Source organism: Bradyrhizobium sp. MI1.3 (genome assembly GCF_055811695.1).
Map to the genome: position 1 here is coordinate 160,197 of NZ_JBVVPQ010000008.1, position 18,813 is coordinate 179,009.

19 protein-coding genes are annotated in these 18,813 nt (G+C 61.3%); 5 read left to right on the forward strand and 14 right to left on the reverse strand.

The genetic code is table 11. The features are described 5' to 3' along the window. Positions 1-20: 20 nt before the first annotated feature. The 10 genes from AC0L3A_RS08215 to AC0L3A_RS08260 form a co-directional block, all read right to left on the reverse strand. Entirely contained in the window at positions 21-1,022 is a 1,002-nt protein-coding gene (locus AC0L3A_RS08215) for a formate dehydrogenase subunit gamma (RefSeq protein WP_473254054.1), read from the reverse strand. Positions 1,023-1,061: 39 nt separating this feature from the next. Continuing rightward, positions 1,062-1,658: a formate dehydrogenase FDH3 subunit beta gene (gene fdh3B / locus AC0L3A_RS08220; RefSeq protein WP_473254055.1), complete on the reverse strand. Its 597-nt coding sequence runs from the start codon at positions 1,656-1,658 to the stop codon at positions 1,062-1,064. A 12-nt stretch (positions 1,659-1,670) separates the two neighbouring features. Then, positions 1,671-4,619 carry a formate dehydrogenase subunit alpha gene (locus AC0L3A_RS08225; protein ID WP_354128780.1) on the reverse strand — a complete coding sequence of 983 codons (2,949 nt, stop codon included), beginning with the start codon at positions 4,617-4,619 and terminating at the stop codon, positions 1,671-1,673. A 12-nt stretch (positions 4,620-4,631) separates the two neighbouring features. After that, on the reverse strand, positions 4,632-4,841 hold the full coding sequence (locus AC0L3A_RS08230; protein ID WP_007592759.1) for a twin-arginine translocation signal domain-containing protein: 210 nt from the start codon (positions 4,839-4,841) through the stop codon (positions 4,632-4,634). Continuing rightward, on the reverse strand, positions 4,838-5,662 hold the full coding sequence (locus AC0L3A_RS08235) for a molecular chaperone TorD family protein (RefSeq protein ID WP_354171119.1): 825 nt from the start codon (positions 5,660-5,662) through the stop codon (positions 4,838-4,840). The genes AC0L3A_RS08230 and AC0L3A_RS08235 overlap by 4 nt, the downstream gene beginning before the upstream one ends. Before the next feature lie 136 nt (positions 5,663-5,798). Then, positions 5,799-6,407 (reverse strand): DUF3306 domain-containing protein, encoded by a 609-nt coding sequence (locus AC0L3A_RS08240; RefSeq protein ID WP_473254056.1) that lies wholly within the window; start codon positions 6,405-6,407, stop codon positions 5,799-5,801. Continuing rightward, a complete protein-coding gene (locus AC0L3A_RS08245; RefSeq protein WP_007592762.1) occupies positions 6,404-6,916 on the reverse strand; it encodes a DUF3305 domain-containing protein in 513 nt (170 codons plus the stop codon). The genes AC0L3A_RS08240 and AC0L3A_RS08245 overlap by 4 nt, the downstream gene beginning before the upstream one ends. Then, positions 6,913-7,920: a DUF6352 family protein gene (locus tag AC0L3A_RS08250; RefSeq protein ID WP_473254057.1), complete on the reverse strand. Its 1,008-nt coding sequence runs from the start codon at positions 7,918-7,920 to the stop codon at positions 6,913-6,915. Before AC0L3A_RS08250 ends, AC0L3A_RS08245 begins: the two co-directional genes overlap by 4 nt. After that, entirely contained in the window at positions 7,917-8,456 is a 540-nt protein-coding gene (locus AC0L3A_RS08255) for a DUF6505 family protein (RefSeq protein ID WP_354128839.1), read from the reverse strand. The genes AC0L3A_RS08250 and AC0L3A_RS08255 overlap by 4 nt, the downstream gene beginning before the upstream one ends. 8 nt (positions 8,457-8,464) lie before the next feature. Continuing rightward, positions 8,465-9,232, reverse strand: a complete 768-nt coding sequence (locus AC0L3A_RS08260) for a biotin/lipoate--protein ligase family protein (protein WP_007592767.1) — start codon at positions 9,230-9,232, stop codon at positions 8,465-8,467. Between the two features lie 135 nt (positions 9,233-9,367). Between AC0L3A_RS08260 and AC0L3A_RS08265 the strand changes: the two genes are divergently transcribed. Continuing rightward, positions 9,368-11,338 (forward strand): 4Fe-4S binding protein, encoded by a 1,971-nt coding sequence (locus tag AC0L3A_RS08265; RefSeq protein ID WP_473254070.1) that lies wholly within the window; start codon positions 9,368-9,370, stop codon positions 11,336-11,338. 33 nt (positions 11,339-11,371) lie between these two features. On the opposite strand, the gene AC0L3A_RS08270 is transcribed toward AC0L3A_RS08265, so the two are convergent. Further along, complete coding sequence (locus AC0L3A_RS08270) at positions 11,372-12,661, reverse strand: c-type cytochrome (protein ID WP_007592772.1); 1,290 nt, start codon at positions 12,659-12,661, stop codon at positions 11,372-11,374. Between the two features lie 459 nt (positions 12,662-13,120). Between AC0L3A_RS08270 and AC0L3A_RS08275 the strand changes: the two genes are divergently transcribed. From AC0L3A_RS08275 to AC0L3A_RS08285, 3 genes are all read left to right on the forward strand, one after another. Then, a complete protein-coding gene (locus tag AC0L3A_RS08275; protein WP_473254058.1) occupies positions 13,121-13,390 on the forward strand; it encodes a hypothetical protein in 270 nt (89 codons plus the stop codon). Between the two features lie 102 nt (positions 13,391-13,492). Next, the gene (locus AC0L3A_RS08280) at positions 13,493-13,615 is read left to right on the forward strand and encodes a hypothetical protein (RefSeq protein WP_007592777.1); all 123 of its coding nucleotides are present in this window, start codon (positions 13,493-13,495) and stop codon (positions 13,613-13,615) included. 454 nt (positions 13,616-14,069) lie between these two features. Next, positions 14,070-14,495 (forward strand): YybH family protein, encoded by a 426-nt coding sequence (locus tag AC0L3A_RS08285; protein WP_007592779.1) that lies wholly within the window; start codon positions 14,070-14,072, stop codon positions 14,493-14,495. Positions 14,496-15,193: 698 nt separating this feature from the next. Here AC0L3A_RS08285 and AC0L3A_RS08290 read toward each other — a convergent pair. Further along, positions 15,194-15,742, reverse strand: coding sequence for a helix-turn-helix transcriptional regulator (locus AC0L3A_RS08290; RefSeq protein ID WP_473254059.1), 549 nt, complete (start codon positions 15,740-15,742; stop codon positions 15,194-15,196). Between the two features lie 625 nt (positions 15,743-16,367). Between AC0L3A_RS08290 and AC0L3A_RS08295 the strand changes: the two genes are divergently transcribed. Further along, positions 16,368-17,159, forward strand: a complete 792-nt coding sequence (locus tag AC0L3A_RS08295) for a Crp/Fnr family transcriptional regulator (RefSeq protein WP_035992968.1) — start codon at positions 16,368-16,370, stop codon at positions 17,157-17,159. A 280-nt stretch (positions 17,160-17,439) separates the two neighbouring features. Here the strand turns inward: AC0L3A_RS08295 and AC0L3A_RS08300 are convergent, their stop codons facing one another. Then, positions 17,440-17,922 carry a phasin family protein gene (locus tag AC0L3A_RS08300; protein WP_354171106.1) on the reverse strand — a complete coding sequence of 161 codons (483 nt, stop codon included), beginning with the start codon at positions 17,920-17,922 and terminating at the stop codon, positions 17,440-17,442. Positions 17,923-18,498: 576 nt separating this feature from the next. Then, positions 18,499-18,813: hypothetical protein (locus AC0L3A_RS08305; RefSeq protein WP_473254061.1), on the reverse strand; the 315-nt coding region annotated here is incomplete at its 5' end.

An 18,813-nucleotide genomic window follows, 5' to 3' on the forward strand; every position in this document is an offset into this window, starting at 1 on the left:
CCCTCTTCAGCCGCTCCCCCTCATTCCGCCGCAGCGGTCACTGGTTGCGGCTTTTGATCGTTCGGCCCGGTTCGCCCACTCTGTTCGTCGAGCCAGAGGCTATGATGTTCGCGTGCCCAGTTGAGGTCGACCTCACCCGAACCCATGGCCTCGAAAGCCCCCTCCATCCCGATCGTGCCGATGTAGATATGCGCTATCATTGCGGCCACGAATAGCACGGCAACCACGGAGTGGATGATCTGGGCCATCTGCATGCCTTCAATGCCGCTGACGTAGAACGGGAACATCAGCTCGTATCCCGTCGCTGCAACGAGGCCGCCCCCGATTACGACGATCCAGTAAATCATCTTCTGGCCGGCGTTGAAGCGATAGGCCGGTGGATGATCATGGCCGACAATGCCCCCTCCCCGCTTGATCCAGGCGACGTCCACCTTGTTCGGGAGATTTCCCGCGATCCACATCAGGAAGATCAGGACGACGCCGACGGTGAACGGGAAACTCAGATAGTTGTGGGCATACTTCGCCCATTGTGACCATTCGGAGAACGCTTCAAAACCGATCAACGGCAATAACAACGGCCGCCCGAAGGTGATGTTCAGACCCGAGATGGCGAGGATGATGAAGCAGGTCGCTGTCATCCAATGCACGAAGCGCTCAAACAGCGTGAAGCGCACAATGGTGCGGCCCGATCGCCCGCTTTCAAGCCGCACCATGCCGCGGGTGAGATAGAAGATCACGAGCAAAGCCAGCATGCCGATAATCGCGACGCCCCCGATCCAGCGCAGCGTGACATTGCGAAACTCCCGCCATTCGCGTCCCTGTGGCTGCTCAAGCACGCCCGATCTCTGATCCGGAATGCTGACACGGCCCTGGATTCGGTTCATCTCCTGCAGCAACTGCTGCTCCTTGACGGAGCTTGCGGTCGGATTGACCTGCTGGGTGCTCGCTGGAGCCGCCATGATCACCAGAAGCAGCGCGCATGCGCCAAATGCCAGGCGAACGAGTTTTCCAAATGACGCCATCTGCGCCTCCCGGTATCGCGTCCTTGACTGTCGTCCGCGTCAGGACTCGATCGTCTCGCGATACGCGGTCTTCCAGCCCCACGCGCCGGAGCCGTAGCCGCGCTTCATCACGCGTTCCTTGTAGATCTGGGCGATGATCTCCCCGTCGCCGGCGAGCAATGACTTCGTCGAGCACATTTCGGCACACAGCGGCAACTTGCCCTCCGCCAGCCGGTTCGCGCCGTACTTTTCGTATTCCTCCTTGCTGCCATCGGCCTCGGGGCCGCCGGCGCAGTAGGTGCATTTGTCCATCTTGCCGCGTGAGCCGAAGTTCCCGACCTTGGGATATTGCGGCGCGCCGAACGGACAGGCGTAGAAGCAATAGCCGCAGCCGATGCAGAGGTCCTTGGAGTGCAGCACCACGCCATCGGCGGTGGTGTAGAAACAGTTCACGGGGCACACGGCTGCGCAGGGCGCGTCGGTGCAGTGCATACAGGCCATCGAGATCGAACGCTCGCCTGGCTTGCCATCTTTTATGGTGACCACGCGGCGCCGGTTGATACCCCAGGGCACCTCATGCTCGTTCTTGCAGGCGGTGACGCAGGCATTGCACTCGATGCAACGGTCGGCGTCGCAGAGGAATTTCATACGGGCCATCGTCGTTGCTCCTTATGCCGCCGCGATTTGGCAAAGAGTGACCTTCGGTTCCTGCATGCCCGTCGCGGGATCATATCCGTAGGTCGTGATGGTGTTCGCGCTTTCGCCGAGAACGATCGGATCTGTCCCCTTCGGATAGGCGCTGCGAAGATCCTTCCCTGCCAGCCAGCCGCCGAAATGGAAGGGCATCCAGGCGACGCCCTTGCCGACACGCTCGGTGACGAGCGCTTTCATCCTCGCTCTGGAATTGTTCTCTGCGCCGGTGACCCAGACCCAGCCGCCATCCTTGACGCCGCGATCAGCAGCATCGGCCGGGTTGATTTCGATGAACATCTCCTGCTGTAGTTCGGCAAGCCACGGATTGGTACGCGTCTCCTCCCCACCCCCCTCATACTCGACCAGACGGCCCGACGAGAGGATGAGCGGGAACTGCTTGGCAATCCCCTTCTCCACAGCAGCCTTCTGCACCGAGAAGCCGATGTTGGGCATGCGAAACTGCTTGGCATTGGGCAGCGTCGGATATTTCTCGACAAGATCGACACGTGGCGTGTAGATCGGCTCGCGATGGACCGGAATCGGATCGGGCAGGCCGAAGGCGTTCATGCGTGCCTTGCCGTTGCCGTACGGCACGCAGCCGTGTTTGAGCGCGACCCGCTGGATGCCCCCTGAGAGATCGAGCGACCAGGACACCGAATCCGGATTGGTCGGATTGATCTTCATGATCGTGGCCATCTCCGCTTCGGTGAGATCCGTGTCCCAGCCAAGCTTCTTCAGGCTCGCCAGCGTGAATTCGGGATAGCCGTCCTGGATCTCGGAATCCTTAGAGTACGATTTGTCGGCCAGCAGGCTGACCTTGCGCGTGGACCCGTCTGGCAGCTTCTCCTCGCGTTCGATACCGAAGCGCGGCCGGAACGTGCCGCCGCCATCCATCACCGCGAGATTGGTGTTGTAGAGCAGCGGCGTACCCGGATGCCGGACGTCCGGTGAGCCCCAGCACGGCCACGGCAGGCCGTAGTAGTCACCGCCGACCTCGGGATCGTCCTTTGGGGCACGCATCGTCAGCATGTCGAACTTCGCCTGGTGCTTCATGTGCGCCTTGAGCCGCTCAGGCGATTGCCCGCAATAGCCGGTCGACCAGCTGCCGCGATTCATTTCGCGCAGCACATCCTCTGCTTCAGGCAGATTGTTCTCGACCTTGATTTTCTTGAACATCTGGTCTGCGAATCCGAGCTTCTTGGCCACAAGATAAATGACCTCGAGATCATCCTTGGATTCGAAGATCGGTTTGACGATCTGCTCGCCCCATTGCAGCGAGCGGTTCGAGGCGACGCGCGATCCCTTGCACTCGAATTGCGTGGCCACGGGAAGAATGTAGACGCCATCCTTGCGGCCGGCCTCGACCGCCAATGACGCCCACGTCGTGGGATGCGGGTCGGCAATGACAAGCAGGTCTAGCGCCTTCAGGCCGTTGAGAGACTCCGGAATGCGCGTGATGCTGTTGCTGGCGTGCCCCTGAACGAACACTGCCCGTACGTTGTCCTTCTGAGCGACCTGATCTTTCGGCAGCGTTACTGCCTCGAACCAGCGGGTCAGAGGAATGCCGGGAGTCTCCATGATCTGCTTGGAATCGAAGCGCGACTTCAGGAATTCGTAGTCAACGTCCCAGACCCGCGACCAGTGCTTCCACGCGCCCTCGGCGAGACCGTAGTAGAACGGCAACGTCACAATATCGAGCCCAACATCGGTCGCCCCCTGCACGTTGTCGTGGCCGCGGAAGATGTTGGCACCCATGCCCGGTCCGCCCACATTGCCGGTCAAGAGCAGCAGGATGCAGCTCGCCCTCACATTGGCGGTGCCGACGGTCTTCTGGGTCTGGCCCATGGCCCAGATCAAGGTCGACGGCTTCTCGGTGGCGAACAGCTTGGCGACCCGCTTGAGCTGTTCGCCTGGAATGCCGGTGACGCGCTCCACCTCATTCGGATTCCATTTCTCCACTTCCTTGCGGAGATCGTCGAAGCCGTAGACGCGCTGCCTGATGAATTCCTTGTCCTCCCAACCGTTCTGAAGGATGTGCCACATGATGCCGTAGAGCACCGGAATGTCGGTGCCCGGACGCATCCGCACATATTCCGTGGCGTGCGCAGCGGTGCGTGTCATGCGCGGGTCGATGACGATGAAGTTGGCCTTTTGCAGTTCCTTGCCCTCGAGCAGATGCTGCAACGAAACCGGATGCGCTTCGGCCGGATTGCCGCCCATGATCATCTGGGTCTTGGCGTTGCGGATATCGTTGTAGCTATTGGTCATCGCGCCATAGCCCCAAGTATTGGCGACGCCGGTGACAGTGGTCGAATGGCAGATGCGTGCCTGATGGTCGGTGTTGTTGGTGCCCCAGAACGCCCCGAGCTTGCGGAACAGATAAGCGCCTTCATTGGTCATCTTGGCCGAGCCGAGCCAATAAACGGAATCGGGACCCGATTTTTCGCGAACTTCGATGATCTTGTCGCCGATCTCGTTGATCGCAGTCTCCCAGGAGACGCGTGTCCATTGCCCGTTTAAGAGCTTCATCGGATAGCGCAAACGCCGCTCGCTGTGCACCAACTCGCGTACGGAAGCTCCCTTCGCGCAATGAGATCCTCGATTGATGGGGGAATCCCAGCTCGGCTCCTGGCCGATCCAGACCCCGTTCAACACCTCCGCGGTCACGGTGCATCCGACCGAACAATGCGTACAGATGCTTTTCTTGACGGTGGCCCCGGCGGTCAGCGGACCCGCCACGGCCGCTTCCGCCTTGCGCACGCCGGAAATCGGCATGGTCCCGAGTGCCGCGAGCGCGCCACCCGCAAGACCGGACCGGCGCAGGAAGGCGCGGCGATCGAGACCGCCGGTCTGCCTTGCCATGGTGTCCGCGACCGAGCCGCGGCGGTCGGATCCGGAATGCTCTTGTGTTCGCTTGATAAGCACGGGCGGACTCCCTCAGGCGGGATAGCGGTTGACGCGGTAATAGGCCTTCACGTGATCGGATTCCTTGTAGCGCGACTTGCGCTTCTCATCGTCATTCTCGCTGTCGGCCTGCGCGGAACCGACGAGTGGCGTCGTCAGCATGGCCCCAGCGCCTACCGTGCCGATGCCAACCCTGCGGAGGAAGTCGCGCCGTCCGACGATCGCTTTCTTTTCATCGCTCATCGCACCTCTCCCGGACCAGCCTCGCATGGCCACTTCGCGAACGAAAATCCTTGCCTCTCGATCTCGATAAACAGGCGGCCGAACGTGCCGACCGCGCGGTAGAACCTTGCGCTCGCCGCCTGCTCCATGTCGCCAAACAGACGTCCCATCCAGGACGAAACGTGTTTCTCGAACAGCGCACGCTGCGCAACGAACGGCGCTTCCCAGCGGCCATCAGCCATTCCGGCCATGATCGCGCAGAGAATGGCGGCATGATCCTCAGGCTCGGAATTGCCCTCGGCGCGCGCGATGCCGAGCTCCGCGAGATCCGTCCGCAAACGTGACAACGGCCGCTCGTTGAGGAAGCCGGTCAAATAGTAGGAGGCGTAGGGCAGCAACTCACCGCGGCCGAGACCGACAAAAAGGTCGAAATATTCACGTTCGACCTGAGCTGCGGTCGTGTGCGAAGCGGCTTCCGCCAAGCCGGCGTGAGCCTGACCGAGTGGCGTGCCGTCTCCGCTCAAACCCGTAAGCCGATCGAGCAAGCGCTTGGACGGCGCAGCTGCGAGCAAGGCGGCGAGAAGGACATATTCCTGCGCTCGCGCGACATCGATCGGATCGATGCTGTCTTGCGATGCTGTGTGTTCGTGATGGTGATCGGGATAGAGATCAGGCCGCAGCTCGGCCCGAGGAACACCTGTTGCAGCTTCGACCGCAATCACCCGCTGAGCGGGTACCTTGCTCCAGTTCGAAATCGAGGGCTGGCTGATGTGGATTTTGCGCGCAAGCTGGGCCACGCCGCCTGCGGCGTCAATGGCGCGATAGAGCCCGGCGTCACGCACATGGACCTCCGTTGCCTGAGACCCTCGAGCGACCAATTTTACTTGCGCAACAAAGCGCTAGCAAACCTAGACCTAGTTCCGCAGACGGTCAATCGCCGCTCAATAGGTTGAGGCTATAGCGCCTTTGGTAGCAACACTATTGAGGCAGGGCACTACCATGTACGCGGCGCGGAACAGTATCGGGCTCCATGGCCGATTGCGATGCAACGGGAGTCGCGATCTCTGTGGGACCGGTTTCATCAGGCGTCTCGGTAAGCCCAACGGAGTGCACAATATCGCCATTCGGAACGGCCGAGGACTCCTGCAATTGCGTCGGCGTGTCAGGCTGAGTCTCTGCGGCGTCACGCAGACCCCCGACGATCCGGTCGACCCAGGCTGCCAGCTCCGCCTGCGAGCAATCGAGTGGTCCGAAGCCGGGCATGGCATTCGGATCGTTGAAGTCCCAGGCGTTCTCGGCGAGCCCCACGAAATCGCGGATCGCCGGATCGGCCGTCCAGGCGCGGCGAAGGGCCGCTTGCATCAATTCGGGCGGAATACCTTTGCGCAGGAAGGCGGTGATGTCGGTTTCCGCCGCGATCGCGTCGATCGACGGCAAGCTGCCAAGATCCACGTCCGGTTCGGGCTCGGCCGCGGCGGATGGCACCGCGGCTGCACCGGCCGCCCCGGCTGTTTCCGCTGGCGGAGCATTCGAATTCGACTCGCGCTTGCGACGCGACCAACGTGCGAGAAACTCTTCCTCGGTCATTCTTGCCCGCCTTCATGCTGCCGACGCGCCAAAGCCTCGGGGTCGGCGCGCCGGCGCTCGCGTTTGACGAACTCTCGCTCGACGTGGTGTTCGGCAATGAAGCTTTCAATCAGCTCGCGCACTACCTCGGGCATCGGTACGGCTTCAACCAGATTGTCAGCGGCCCCGGTAAACCCCTCTCCTTCGGCGGGATCAGCGGTCGTGGCGGCGATCGCATAAGGCCAAGCTCCCTCGGATGGGCTCAAGACCACCCAGAGGCTCGGCGTGCCGGAGGCAATATTGTCGCGGTAACGCGCAGTTTCCGACACGTACAGATCAACCGTTGCGCTGCCGGCATAGAACCAGGTGGTGCCGCCCTGTTCGCGCAAGATTGTCCAGGGCTCCGTGTCCGGTATGTCAGGCAACACGGCGGCGCTCCGCCAGATAAAATCGCCCCACGGCGAATCCGCCTTGCGCAGTTCGACGACGATACCGACGGGAATACGCTGGAGCGGCAGGGCAACACTCACGAGATCGCCTCCAGGCGCCTGATCGGGAGTCCCCTCAACAGGTTCTGCGGTTTCATGCGGAGCTTCCGATCGGCTGTCATCGCTAGGATCAGATAGACCGGCTCGCCCCGCAAGGTCTCTAGGGCGAGTTGAGGATCCGCAAAGGTGAGGCGAAACAGCGAAAGAACTCGCCCTGCGCTGAGCCCGTCGAGCTCCTCGCCATGCCAAAGCCGATCGCCCATCTTGGTGGCGTCAGCGTCCAACCCGATATACCAGGCCAGCTTTACCTCGCGTAGTTCCGTCAGCGGTTCAATGCGAACATCGATCCCGAGCAGATGGGAGACCCAGCGCGTCATCGCCTGTGCCAGCGCGCGAGGGCCTCGCCCACCCGCGGTGAGATCGAGGGCCATATCGAACTGGTTGCTGCGTTGCCAATAACTCTCGGCATTTTCCTCGCTCAGCACATCGAGCTGGGCGTCAGTCTTGGTGCCCAGCATCGAGATCAGCGACAAGATAGGCGTCGGGCTGCGATCGCCGACAACCTCTTCGTCGCCAAGCAGCAAGGCCTGTTCATGTGGAAGGATCCGCTGCGGCCGGAAGAACAGCTCGGCGGCGCGCAGCACGAACACATCGTCGTTGGCGTCAAGCGCATTGCGCAAGATCACATGCACGAGCTGGTTGATGAACAGCGGCGGCAGGACGTTTGACGACGAACTCAGAACTGCGAGATACGCAGCTTCGAGCGTCGGGTGCCGCAACATAAGATCGCGAAACTCCACCACGAAGCGCCAGTTCTCCCGCGCGTCCTCATCGGCGATCGCAGCGACCTCGTTGGCTGCGACCGCCCGGCGCGGATCAGCAAGCATCTCACGATGCAGTCTTCGTTCGACCGGGCACGCGTCCTTCGGCGGCATCAGCTCGGGACGGGCAAAATAAGCCTTCAAGAATTCGTCGGTGACACGAAGCCCGCCGCTCTCGTCGCGATCGAGCAGATGATGGCCGCATGCGATCCAGAAATCACTCATCGGAGGAGCCGCTCCTGGCCCCCATCAGAATAGTTAAGATCGCTGTCGGCTTTGACATCATCCTCGATTTCCATGAACGAGAATGCCTTGCCATGACGCTGCCCTTCCCGCAGTTGCAGCTTACGGAAGCTCTCGTGGACGTCGCCGTCGCCGCCCGAGCGGTGGACCGCAATGAGCGAGCTGACCGGGTGCGAGCAGAGCGACTGTGCAAAGGTGACTTCCTCTTCCGCAGCGGCCCTCGCAATTGCCATGTCCGGTGCGCCGAACCGATCGACAAGTTGTCTGGCAAGGAGCTCGATCAGCACCTGGCAATCGTCCTCGGTTGCCGGAACGATCTGCGCGAGCGTCGACCATCCCCAGGATTGCACGCCAAGAAAGCCGCTGCGGAAGGCGGCACGTGCCTTTCGGCTCAGCTCCGCCGGATCCTGACCGCAGAAGCGGAAGGCGCCGGAGACGGCCCATTCGCCTGGCATTGCCGGCACGTCGAACACGAAGGTGTCGGAGGGATCCAGGGCGATCGTGCGTAGAAGTTTGATAGTCTTTTTCACCGCCTCGGCCCTCCAAGCGTCGGATCGAGCCAGGATGGCGAGGCCAGCGCGTCGACGAGAGCTGCCCGCTCGGTCGTATCACGACCCGTGTGGCGCGTGAGCAGATCGCCGCGATCATCGATGCGTCGGAGCGTTTGCCGCTCGCGAGGGATACGGCTGAGATATTCGCGCGCGACGCTGTCAAATCCATCGACCTGCCAACTGTCGATCGCCCGCATCAGGTGCCGCGCAAAGCTCTCTGTCATCTGTACTGCGCCGGCCTCGCCGAACCCTTCCTCATCGAGGGCGGAGGCAAGCGGGCGAACACCGGGATCATGATCGTTGATCATGACTGTTCGAATCATGGCCCCAAATACGAGCCAATCCGGCGGCTCATCCTCGTCCGCGGATGCAGGCCAGCCAAGCCGTCCCCCTCCGACGAGTCCACCGTCGATCCTCACCGCATCGGGCCAACCGATCGCAACTTCCTTGGCCGGCGGCGCATAGGCGCGCAGGGCGTCGGTCAGGGCGACCATGCCGGCGTAAAAGGCGCGGCGTGCGGTGATCAGCGGCTCCGTGGGCTCCAGCACCACCGCGAACTCGGCGACGTCGAACCGCCCTACATAGACCAGCGTGCCGGCACCGCTTTCGGGTGCAATGCAGCATGCATGGGCGAACGCGTCTCCGCTCTCGCGCAACCGGACCAAGGCAAAGGGCGGCGGCAATTGGATCCATTCCGCCGTGGAAGCGAGGCTGGTTGGGATCGACCGCAGGCCTTCCTCCAATTTCTCCTTTTCCCCAATTGACAATATCTATACGAAGCGAAGGATCGGAGCGAGCCCGTCATTCGTCGCCTTCTCGGAGGGATGAACCTGGAGCAGCCAGCGAAGACCATCCTGATTTGCTCGTGTGAAGACACGATGCGGCTTGACGTGGCCGCGATCAAGCGCGGATGCGACAATGGCGACATCAGGAGTTTTCGTCACCTGTGCGGCGCCGAGCTCGACCACTTTGGCGCATGCGCAAAGGCAGAGGGCCCTCTGACCGTTGCCTGCACGTATCAGCAATCCTTATTTGCGGAGCAAGCCGGCGATCGTTCCGCGCCGATTGCTTTCGTGAACATTCGCGAGACGGCAGGCTGGTCGACCGAAGGCACGCATGCGGGCCCCAAAATGGCAGCGCTGCTCGCAGCCAGCGCCGTGCAGGCGCCCGATTATCCACTTGTCACGCTTGCCAGCGACGGCGTCATCCTGATCTATGGCCGGGACGAGGCGGCGATCGAAGCCGGGCTGCTCCTTTCGGATCACCTCGATGTGACCGTGATGCTGAGGGAGCCGGGCGCGATCATCTCGCCTGTGGCAACGCCCTTCCCGGTCGTTAAAGGAACCATCCGTAACGCCAGAGGACATTTTGGCGCTTTCGAGCTCACCGTCAACGACTACGCTCCCCCGCGCCCCTCCTCGCGCGACCACTACGTCTTTGAAACTCCACGCAACGGCGCCACCTCGCGTTGCGACATCGTCATTGACCTATCGGGAGAGAGACCGCTGTTTCAGGCGCATGATCTGCGCGACGGTTACCTGCGGGCCGATCCCAAGGAGCCGGGCGCCATGCTGCGAGCCGTCCTGAGCGCGCGTGAACTTGTCGGGCGTTTCGATAAGCCTAAATATGTCGAGTTCACGCCCGATCTTTGCGCCCATTCGCGCTCGAATCTGACCGGCTGTCATCGCTGTCTTGATCTATGCCCCACGAATGCGATCACGCCAGCCGGCAATCATGTTGCTATCGATGCCGAGATTTGCGCCGGCTGCGGCCAATGTGCCGCCGCCTGCCCGACGGGCGCCGCGTCCTACGCGTTGCCGCCCGCGGACACCCAGCTTCAGACCATCCGCGCCATGCTGCTCGCTTATCATCAGGCGGGCGGATCGAACCCCGTCCTGTTGCTACACGACCGCCAACACGGCACGCCGTTGATCGACGCGCTGGCGCGGCACGGCGATGGCCTGCCTGCCCACGTCATCCCTCTGGCCGTCAACGAGGTGACGCAGATCGGGATTGAGGCTGTCATCGGCGCATTTGCCTACGGAGCGACCGCGTTCCGGCTTTTGCTCCGCGGCAAGCCGCGGCATGACGTGGCTGGACTGACCCAAACGATCAACATGGCAGAGACCATCCTTGCGGGCCTCGGATTTGAAGGGCGCCGGGTCACTGTGATCGAAACTGACGATCCGGAGTCAATGCTGGAGCACCTGAGGGGCATCGAGCGACTTGCCGCGGTGAACACGCCTGCGACCTTCAAGACCGTCGGCAAGCGGCGCGACCTGCTTCGCTTCGCGTTGAGCGAACTGCATCGGCTCGCACCGAAGCAGGTCGACGTCATTGCCTTGCCTCAGGGCGCTCCGATTGGCGCGGTGAGTGTTGATACCGGTGGATGCACGCTGTGCCTGTCCTGCGTTTCCGTTTGCCCGACGGGCGCGCTCCGCGACGATCCCGACCGTCCAGTGCTCAAATTCGTCGAGGATGCCTGCGTGCAATGCGGTCTCTGCCAGAGCACCTGTCCCGAGAAGGTCATAACGCTGAAGCCGCAGATCGATTTCCGCGCAGGCCGCGCGCCCGCGATTGTGATCAAAGAGGAAGAGCCTGCCCTTTGCATCCGCTGCGGCACGGCATTCGGCGTGAAGAGCACGATTGATCGCATCGCGGTCAAGCTCGAGGGCAATCATTGGATGTATCCGGCGGGCGACCAGCGCCTCGACGCCATCAGGATGTGCGCGGATTGCCGCGTGATCGTGATGAGCGAACAGCGGTTCAATCCGTTTGAGGGCGTGCCAGAACGCGCGCCGCCCCGAACCACCGAGGATTATTTGCGCCGGCCGGACAGCAAGACGTAGGCGCGACGTCCCTCGTCCAGGTTAGGGCCTCGCCTATTGCGAGGTCGCCCGGGCCAGGAAGTCGGTCAACGCGCGGCGGTCTTCGGCCGATCCGATGCGCTGCTCCGGCATCTTCGTTCCCGGCGTGTAGGCGTTGGGCCCGACTTCAAACAGCTTTGCGACGGTCTCGGGGCTCCAGACGATATCCATCGTCTTGAGCGCCTCGGAAAACCGATAGCCCGAGAGCGAGGCGATTTTCCGTCCGAACAATCCGGCAAGCGTTGGCCCTGCACGTTGCGGCTCCTTGTCCGACAGCGTGTGGCAGGCAACGCAAGCGCGAAAAATATCGGCACCATGATCGCCCGCATAAGCGGCCAGCGGATCCGCTGATGTCCCGAACAGGTTCGAATCGACGGGCTCACCGGTATACACGTTCCAGCGCCGGATCTTTCCGTCCGCACCTCCGGTCACGAGCGTTGCTGCATCATGCAGAAACACGACCGACCAGATCGGGAAAACGGGGCCCACGAGCGTCCGCAACACTCTCCGCGGCTTGCGCTGCACAATGGCAACCGTGCCGTCGATGCCTGCGGCGGCGATCAGCATCCCATCATCGGAAAGCGCCAAAGCGACGATCGGTGCCAAGCCCGCGGCCACCTGGCCCTCCAGCTCCCCGTCCCTCGTCAACATGCGCAGCTTGCCGTCAGCCCCTGCCGCGACGATCTCGCCATCGGGCGCGATGGCGACGGCGTTCAATGGCGCTGGCAATTCCACCGTCTCAGGCCGGCCCTCGGGCAAGCGCCAGATGCGCAACGCACGATCATAGCCGACGCTAACGAGCGACATGCCGTCTGGAGCGAAGGCCACACCGTTCACATTCTGCGCGTGACCTTCGAACACCCGGGCGGCGCCATCAGCCAACGACCAAAGGCGCACGCTATGGTCCCAAGAGGCCGAGGCGAGGCTCGATCCGTCCGACGCCACGGCGATTGCCACGACGGGAGCGGTATGCCCCTCGAGGACTTGATCAGGCTGTTGGCGGCCGGCTGTCCATACCGCCAGCCGGGCGTCGGACCCCGCGGTGACCATGCGGCCGTCCTGCAGGAAAGCAACGGCGTTAACGGCGTCCGCATGATACCTTAGCACCTCGCCCGCCGCGTTGGTCTTAAGCGACCAGCGGATGACGGAAGTGTCGAAGCTGCCCGACAACAGGCTGTCGCCATCAGCCGAAACGGCGAGCGCACGGACGGGGCCGCCGTGACCCGCAAGCTGCGCGTGCGCCGCTGACGCAGCAACAATCTCCAGGAGGGTTGCGGCAACCCGGGCGCACGAAGCCCATCGCATCAATCACTGCCAGCCATGGTCACTCTATGCCGTCAAGAATGCCCGAAATAAGTGTCCGCGGCACCGCACTTACTTCTTCGGCGCCACGACTTTCTTGGACGAGCCCTCGGGCGCCGCCTGCATCCCGGGCGGGCTCTGGCCCTGCGGACTCTCGGCGGGCGCGCCGCCCGAACCCGTATTAACCGGGCCGGTCCAGCCCTGTGGCTGCGACTGGCCCCTCTCTTCGGGAACCGTCTGTGGCGCAGGCGCCCCCGTCTGACGGGATTGGGCGAGCGCACTATCGAAGGCCACGACCGCTGCCAGGCATAGTATGGATGTCAGTGCCTTCACGGCCAGATCCTCCTTCTGGGGCGCAAGCTTCAACGAGGAAGGATCGGTATCAGTTCCTCGACGCGCACTGCGTCAGTTCGCCCGCCGCCCGCAATCTTCCCTTGAATCGCGGCAGCGCGAGTCCTAGCCTTGGTTTTTGCTCGTCATGTCAAGGAAGAAGGCATGCTGGGGCAATCGAGGCCATTGCTGCGGATGATCTCATGGCTACGCGCCATGCGCGTGTTCTTGATCGCTCCAGAGCCAGCTACCCGAAAAGCCTCGCCTCTGCTCGCTTTTACGGTTGTCGTGCTCATGCTGCTCCTCGTCATATTGGAAGTGGACTTGCAAAGCGCCGACCTTCGATCGCTGGGGTTGATGAGCGATGCATTTTCGATCGACCCGGTTTTTAAGAGCCCCTAGAGCCGGCAGCAACTGCGGGCGAGCTTGAGATCGTTCGCCACAGTTACTCACAGGAAGCGGCATCGTAAGATGAGTACGGCTTGTAAATGATGGAGTTCGCGCATGAAGGCTTTTCTGCTCGGTTGCGCTGCTGCCGTTGTGATCGCAATTGCAGCAATGGCGCTCTTGGATCAGGTGCAGAAACCAGTTGCCCAAGCGTTTGCTACAACCGGTGTCCGCCTGTAAGACTGCCCGCCACAAGACGCGCCGGGGTGGCCGCTTGATCCTCGGCTACTAATCTCCACGAGGTGAGGCGCGGGATTCCATGACATCGCTACAAAGCGATCCCTTGTCGGAGTATCGACCGCGCCTCAAGGGCAGAATGCGATCAGGCACATCAAGAGTGGCACTTCTCCCTTCTCAGTCGAAGTACGACGTTCAGCAACATGGGAACGCTCTTTGTTGGACCGGTGGCTTGCGGCCTGTCACTCTATCGGTGAACCTTCGATAACGAGCAATCAACCTCGTCGCTCGATCGCACCCGGTGCGGCCTTGTTCTTACCTGTCAATGTTGTTGACGGTAGTCCTCCGGAGTTGCTGTTGCGCCAAACGCGGTCTGGGATGCGGCGTTCAGCGCATCCACTCGACGTCAGGACAATTGCCGCTCGCATTCGTATCTACATCAGAATTGGAGATGATCATGCGCAGCATAGCACTGGTGATCGCATTCGTGATTTCGTTGACCGGCCTAGCATCGGCTCAGAAGGCCGAAATTGAAGTGATCAACGCCAAATGGATTGAAATGTTCAACAAGGGCGACTTCTCTGGAATTGGGTCACTCTACAGCACGGATGCGACTGCATTCCCGCCCGGCTCTGCGATGGTGCAGGGCCGAGCAGCCATCGAGACAATGTGGAAAGGCATGGCGGAGCAAGTTGGCGATCCGAAACTTACCACCGTTGACGTTAAGCCGCTTGGCCCTATGGCGGCACGCGAGATCGGCACCTTCGTGCTGAAGACCAAGGGACCGACACCACAGGAAGTGACTGGAAAATATGTCGTGGTTTGGGAAAAGGTCGGAAATGATTGGAAGCTCGCCACCGATATCTGGAACGAAGGCAAGTAGCATCGTTCGCAGGCCTGCTTCGCGTCAAAAGCTTCCGAACGTCAAGGCTGTTTCATTGGCATGAAAGGGCGGGCCCTGCAGGCTTGCGCCTAATGGATTTTTCTGGATCTCCCGGTGCACACGTCGTGCACACGAAAGCCGGAGTGCACACGCGTGGCGACCTACACAAATTGCATCCGGAAACCGGCGCGTCCAAGTCCGGCGCAAGACCCGTTATGTGGCCGAGACGTTCCGAAGACGCAAGGATGGCGAAGGCAGAATGGGCGCTCGAAATGGAGCGCAACATTGACCGTAATGGATCGTCGAAGCCACGCGTGGTCCGGAACGTTCGCACGTTTGGCGATCTGATTGACTTGCACGACCAAGACATGCGCGAGGTCGGTAAGCCCCCTCGCCGATCAAAAGCTGCTGTGATGGCCTAGCTCAAGACCGAACTCGGCAGTGTGAAGCTGCCCGCTCTGAACAGAGAGTCGCTGATCGAGTTCGGAAGAAAGCGCGCCAAGCTGGGCGCTGGCCCCCGCGACACTGGCAATCGACTTGTCCTTCTCCGTACAATCATAACGAACGCCGCCGCCGTGCACGGTGTCGAGGTTTCAGCCGAGGAAGCCCGCCTCGCACGCGTCGCGTTAAGTCACCTCAATTTGGTTGGAAAGAGCAAAGAGCGTAACCGACAGCCCACGCAAGACGAACTCGACGAGCTAATCAAATACTTTGAGACGAACCGCCGGCAATTCATACCGATGGGACGGATCGTCAGACTGTTCCAGACGTTGCGCATTCGGTAGATTCGGCCTGTAAATTTGTGTCAGAAGCATACGCGACAGGCAATCATTGGACCACGTCTGACAGGTGAAAGCCTTTGCGACACGGGCCAGGCGCCCAGCTATGTGACGGGTGAAAGCCTGCGAAAACGAGGATGCGGAGTCACAACCAAGAGCGCGGCTGATTTCGTCGTTGATCTGGTTGCTTTCTCGCAAGGCCTTGGCGACGAGATTGACGCGCCAGCGCGTCGCGCGTCTCCAGCAGGCGCTGAAGCGCCGCACCCGAAAGCCGCTGACGTCACCGCTTGGGAGGCAGGATTCAAACTTTGTTGCGATATCACGGACGCTCACGATCTTTCCCGCGGGCGAAATGCGGCTTCGCCGCCTCCCGAAGATATGTTCAAGCACGTGCAGGATCTCACCCTGTGGATGGATTCCCTCCGTGAACGTCACAAGCAATTCGCCTAAAATAGGAAGCCGCACCAAGGGCCGATCTGCTCAATAGCAGGGTCGTTCGAACTTGCGGCACACTCGTTCGGCAAATGGTGACTTAATGGGGAAGCCGCTCGGCGAGCCGCTTTGTCACCGGCACCGCCGATCACGTTGTCGGGAGCAACCGTCCGGTGGGATCCAAAAAGCACCGTTTGAAAAACCGTTTTAGTTCGGTCGTCTCAAACCGTGGATCGGCCTAAGGCTTTGCGAGGTGCGGTGGGCGGGGCCCAAACCTGGGACCCGCTGATTAAGAGTCAGCCACGAGTTAAGAACGTTCAATGATTAGGCGGTCGCCGCCTGAGCATATTCGGCCGAAAATTGGCATCCGTCGCACAGGCATAGAGCGTCCGCTTCGATGACACTCTTTCCGGTTCCCGAGAAGGCGGACGAGCGATAGGCTTGGCCGACATCAACTGCAATGCCCGCGAGCCTGCCGGTCTCCAGTTGGAGCCAATCGCAGGATCTAGCGGGATCGTGCGTGGCGGTGCCGTCGCACACGCACGACTCCCAATTGGAACCATATCTCCGGTGACCGATTGGAGCGCTGTTGAGTAGTGCAGACCAGCCGGCACCAGCCGGCAGGAGACCTAGCGCCGGACCTCCGTGGGGGACGAATCCCATGATGGACCACGCGACAAGAGTTGGTAATCGATTGTTAGCAGCGTTGCCGGCGGCGGATTTCGCTTTGCTTGCGCCTCACCTGCGGAAAGTCGTACTCAAGCGCGACGCCGTACTGGTCCGATCGGGAGATCGAATCGAGCACCTTCTCTTCCCCTGTGGCGGCGCGATTTCCTACATCGTGGACTTGCCGAACGGGCAGACTGCCGCCATAGCGGTGATCGGTCGTGAAGGTGCGATCGGTCTAACGTTGGCGCTTGGCACATCCCACTCATCCGTGACGGTAGTCGTCCGCGTACCGGGGCCCGTGCTGCAGATTCCGGCGGCGCAATTTTTGTCAGCTCTGGGGCGCAGCGCCGCGATCGCATCCATGGTGCAGATTTTCACGAGATCGCTGCTGACGCAGGTTCAGCACGTCGCGGCTTGCAATGCACTGCATTCCGTCGAAGCCCGGATGGCCTGCTGGCTGCTTCAAATTCACGACCGGGCGAATGGCAGCAATCTCCTCCCCTTGACCCAGGAGACTATGTCGGAGCTACTGGGCGTCCGACGCACCACGGTCACGCATGTTGTGAGGGCGTTGCGCGCGTCAAGAGCGTTGAAATCCAACCGCCGCGGTCAGCTCGAGATTGACCGGCCGCGGCTCGAAGCCGTGGCATGCGAGTGCTACAAGGTGATGAGCCGCAGGATCGATCGGATAATTTCGCGTGGCGGAGCAGGACTTATTCAAGCCGCGCCGGCGCGAGACGCCCGCCAGCCGCCCGGCGACCGACTATCCAGGGCAGGCTCGTAGACCCAGGCCTCTCGCGCGAACCACTCGTGTGTAGCCGCGCAGACCCGACAATAGGTGCGCGAGAAGAATACCGCGCTGCAGCGAAACCTTTCGCGATCAGTCTCGATACCCGTCGAAATAGCGTCGCCCGTTTCCGGGCATTTGATCATTACCACACCCATCTTCGTTTCCTGCAATCTGTTGCGGACCCTGAGCACGCTGGCCCGCCATCGACTGGACCGAGCGTCCCCTCGTCGCGGAAACGCCTGTCCAGTCGATCCGCGCGGCCGGTAGCCTCGGTTCAGACAGTCTTGTGCAGCACTCTGTTGAAGCTGGTCTTGATGGGCTCGGTCGTCTCGATCGCAACTTTCTGCGCGAGCTCCCAAAGCTCCCGATTCTGTGCGGAGACAACTTCGAAAGCCTCGCGGCTTCGGGCGGTCGAAAGATGCACGATATCCAGCAGCGACCTGGTCTCAGCGAGCCGGGATAAAAACTCCAGGGTGGCGCTGGTATTGTCTTTGGAAATCTCGATGACCTTGGCGCCGTAATCAACGGCCCCTCTGGCGTTCATAGAGCAGGCTTCACGGAGAATGTCGCTGATCTCCTCGGAAGTCGCTTTCATGCTCGCGATATTTTTCTTGGTCTGTGCGGCGCCCTGCTCGGCGAAGCCACGGAGGAGTTCCTGGAAATTCAAAAGCGGGAAATCGAACCTTGGTTTTGCACCATTCGCGTTCTCATTCACCGGATCGGCCTGCGTTTCGACTTTCACATTGGCATCATTCACGAGCTTTCATCCTTTCAAGCGAAACTAGTTAGTAGATTTAAGACCCCCCGCTCCCCGCACGTACTGCGCCAGAAAACTAGCGCCCCTGTTCTCGGCGTGACGGGATGCTGCTGCGGATGAACCGCTCGCCCCCCGCCGAGCCAAATATGATCGATTAAATTCGAATCATCCGTTCGCTTTCGGACTCTCGCTGAATAATTTGATGGGTTGCGACCAGGCGGAGCAGGCATAAGCTTTAAATCTGCGACGTTGCAGGGTTGCGCTCTGAGCTCGCGCGCCGTCCGAGATAGCCCGACCGGCGCAGCTCGCGCTGATGGTTCTCTTCTCGATCCACTCGGTCCCTGAGACTCTCAAGTTCCGCGAGTTGGGAGGCAAGCGCTTCGAGACGCTGGCGAAGAACAGCAGCGGGGTTGTCCACTCGAGCGCAGATTTTCATGTGAGGTCTCCTGGCAATATGTCCGCGAGAATTCCGCCAGCTTCGATGGTGGGCAAAAAAATATGCAATCAGAGAAAAACGCGACTAACATTCGGATGCTGCGTTGCCGATAACGATGCGGCGGCGCGTTAATAGAGTACTCATGTGCCCAGGCGCGGCACGCTCCATTGGGCCAGGCTGCTCAGCATGCAACAACAGCGGGTCGAACCGTTGTTAATGCTCGGAGCGGGTTGCGCTCGAAAGTCGAGTGGCGGCTCGCTCGCACTCGGGCTTGTGCCTCCGCTCGTCGTCTTCTTCATCTGCACAATCGACCCCTCCATATGCGGTCGGATCTCCGGAGTTCCCTCCCGTCGCGAAAGGTCCTTTGCCACCGGCCGCTCCGCCGGATCCGCCGCCACTGCCGGATGGCCCTCCAGCAGCAGATGCCCCACCACGCCGCCCCCCAGGTCCGCCAC

Coding starts and splice junctions, on each gene's coding strand:
- fdh3B (WP_473254055.1), bottom strand. CDS start 1,658: ATGGCCCGTATGAAATTCCTCTGCGACGCCGACCGTTGCATCGAGTGC.
- AC0L3A_RS08230 (WP_007592759.1), bottom strand. CDS start 4,841: ATGAGCGATGAAAAGAAAGCGATCGTCGGACGGCGCGACTTCCTCCGC.
- AC0L3A_RS08215 (WP_473254054.1), bottom strand. CDS start 1,022: ATGGCGTCATTTGGAAAACTCGTTCGCCTGGCATTTGGCGCATGCGCG.
- AC0L3A_RS08265 (WP_473254070.1), top strand. CDS start 9,368: ATGCGGCTTGACGTGGCCGCGATCAAGCGCGGATGCGACAATGGCGAC.
- AC0L3A_RS08240 (WP_473254056.1), bottom strand. CDS start 6,407: ATGACCGAGGAAGAGTTTCTCGCACGTTGGTCGCGTCGCAAGCGCGAG.
- AC0L3A_RS08285 (WP_007592779.1), top strand. CDS start 14,070: ATGCGCAGCATAGCACTGGTGATCGCATTCGTGATTTCGTTGACCGGC.
- AC0L3A_RS08280 (WP_007592777.1), top strand. CDS start 13,493: ATGAAGGCTTTTCTGCTCGGTTGCGCTGCTGCCGTTGTGATCGCAATT.
- AC0L3A_RS08295 (WP_035992968.1), top strand. CDS start 16,368: ATGATGGACCACGCGACAAGAGTTGGTAATCGATTGTTAGCAGCGTTG.
- AC0L3A_RS08270 (WP_007592772.1), bottom strand. CDS start 12,661: ATGCGATGGGCTTCGTGCGCCCGGGTTGCCGCAACCCTCCTGGAGATT.
- AC0L3A_RS08250 (WP_473254057.1), bottom strand. CDS start 7,920: ATGAGTGATTTCTGGATCGCATGCGGCCATCATCTGCTCGATCGCGAC.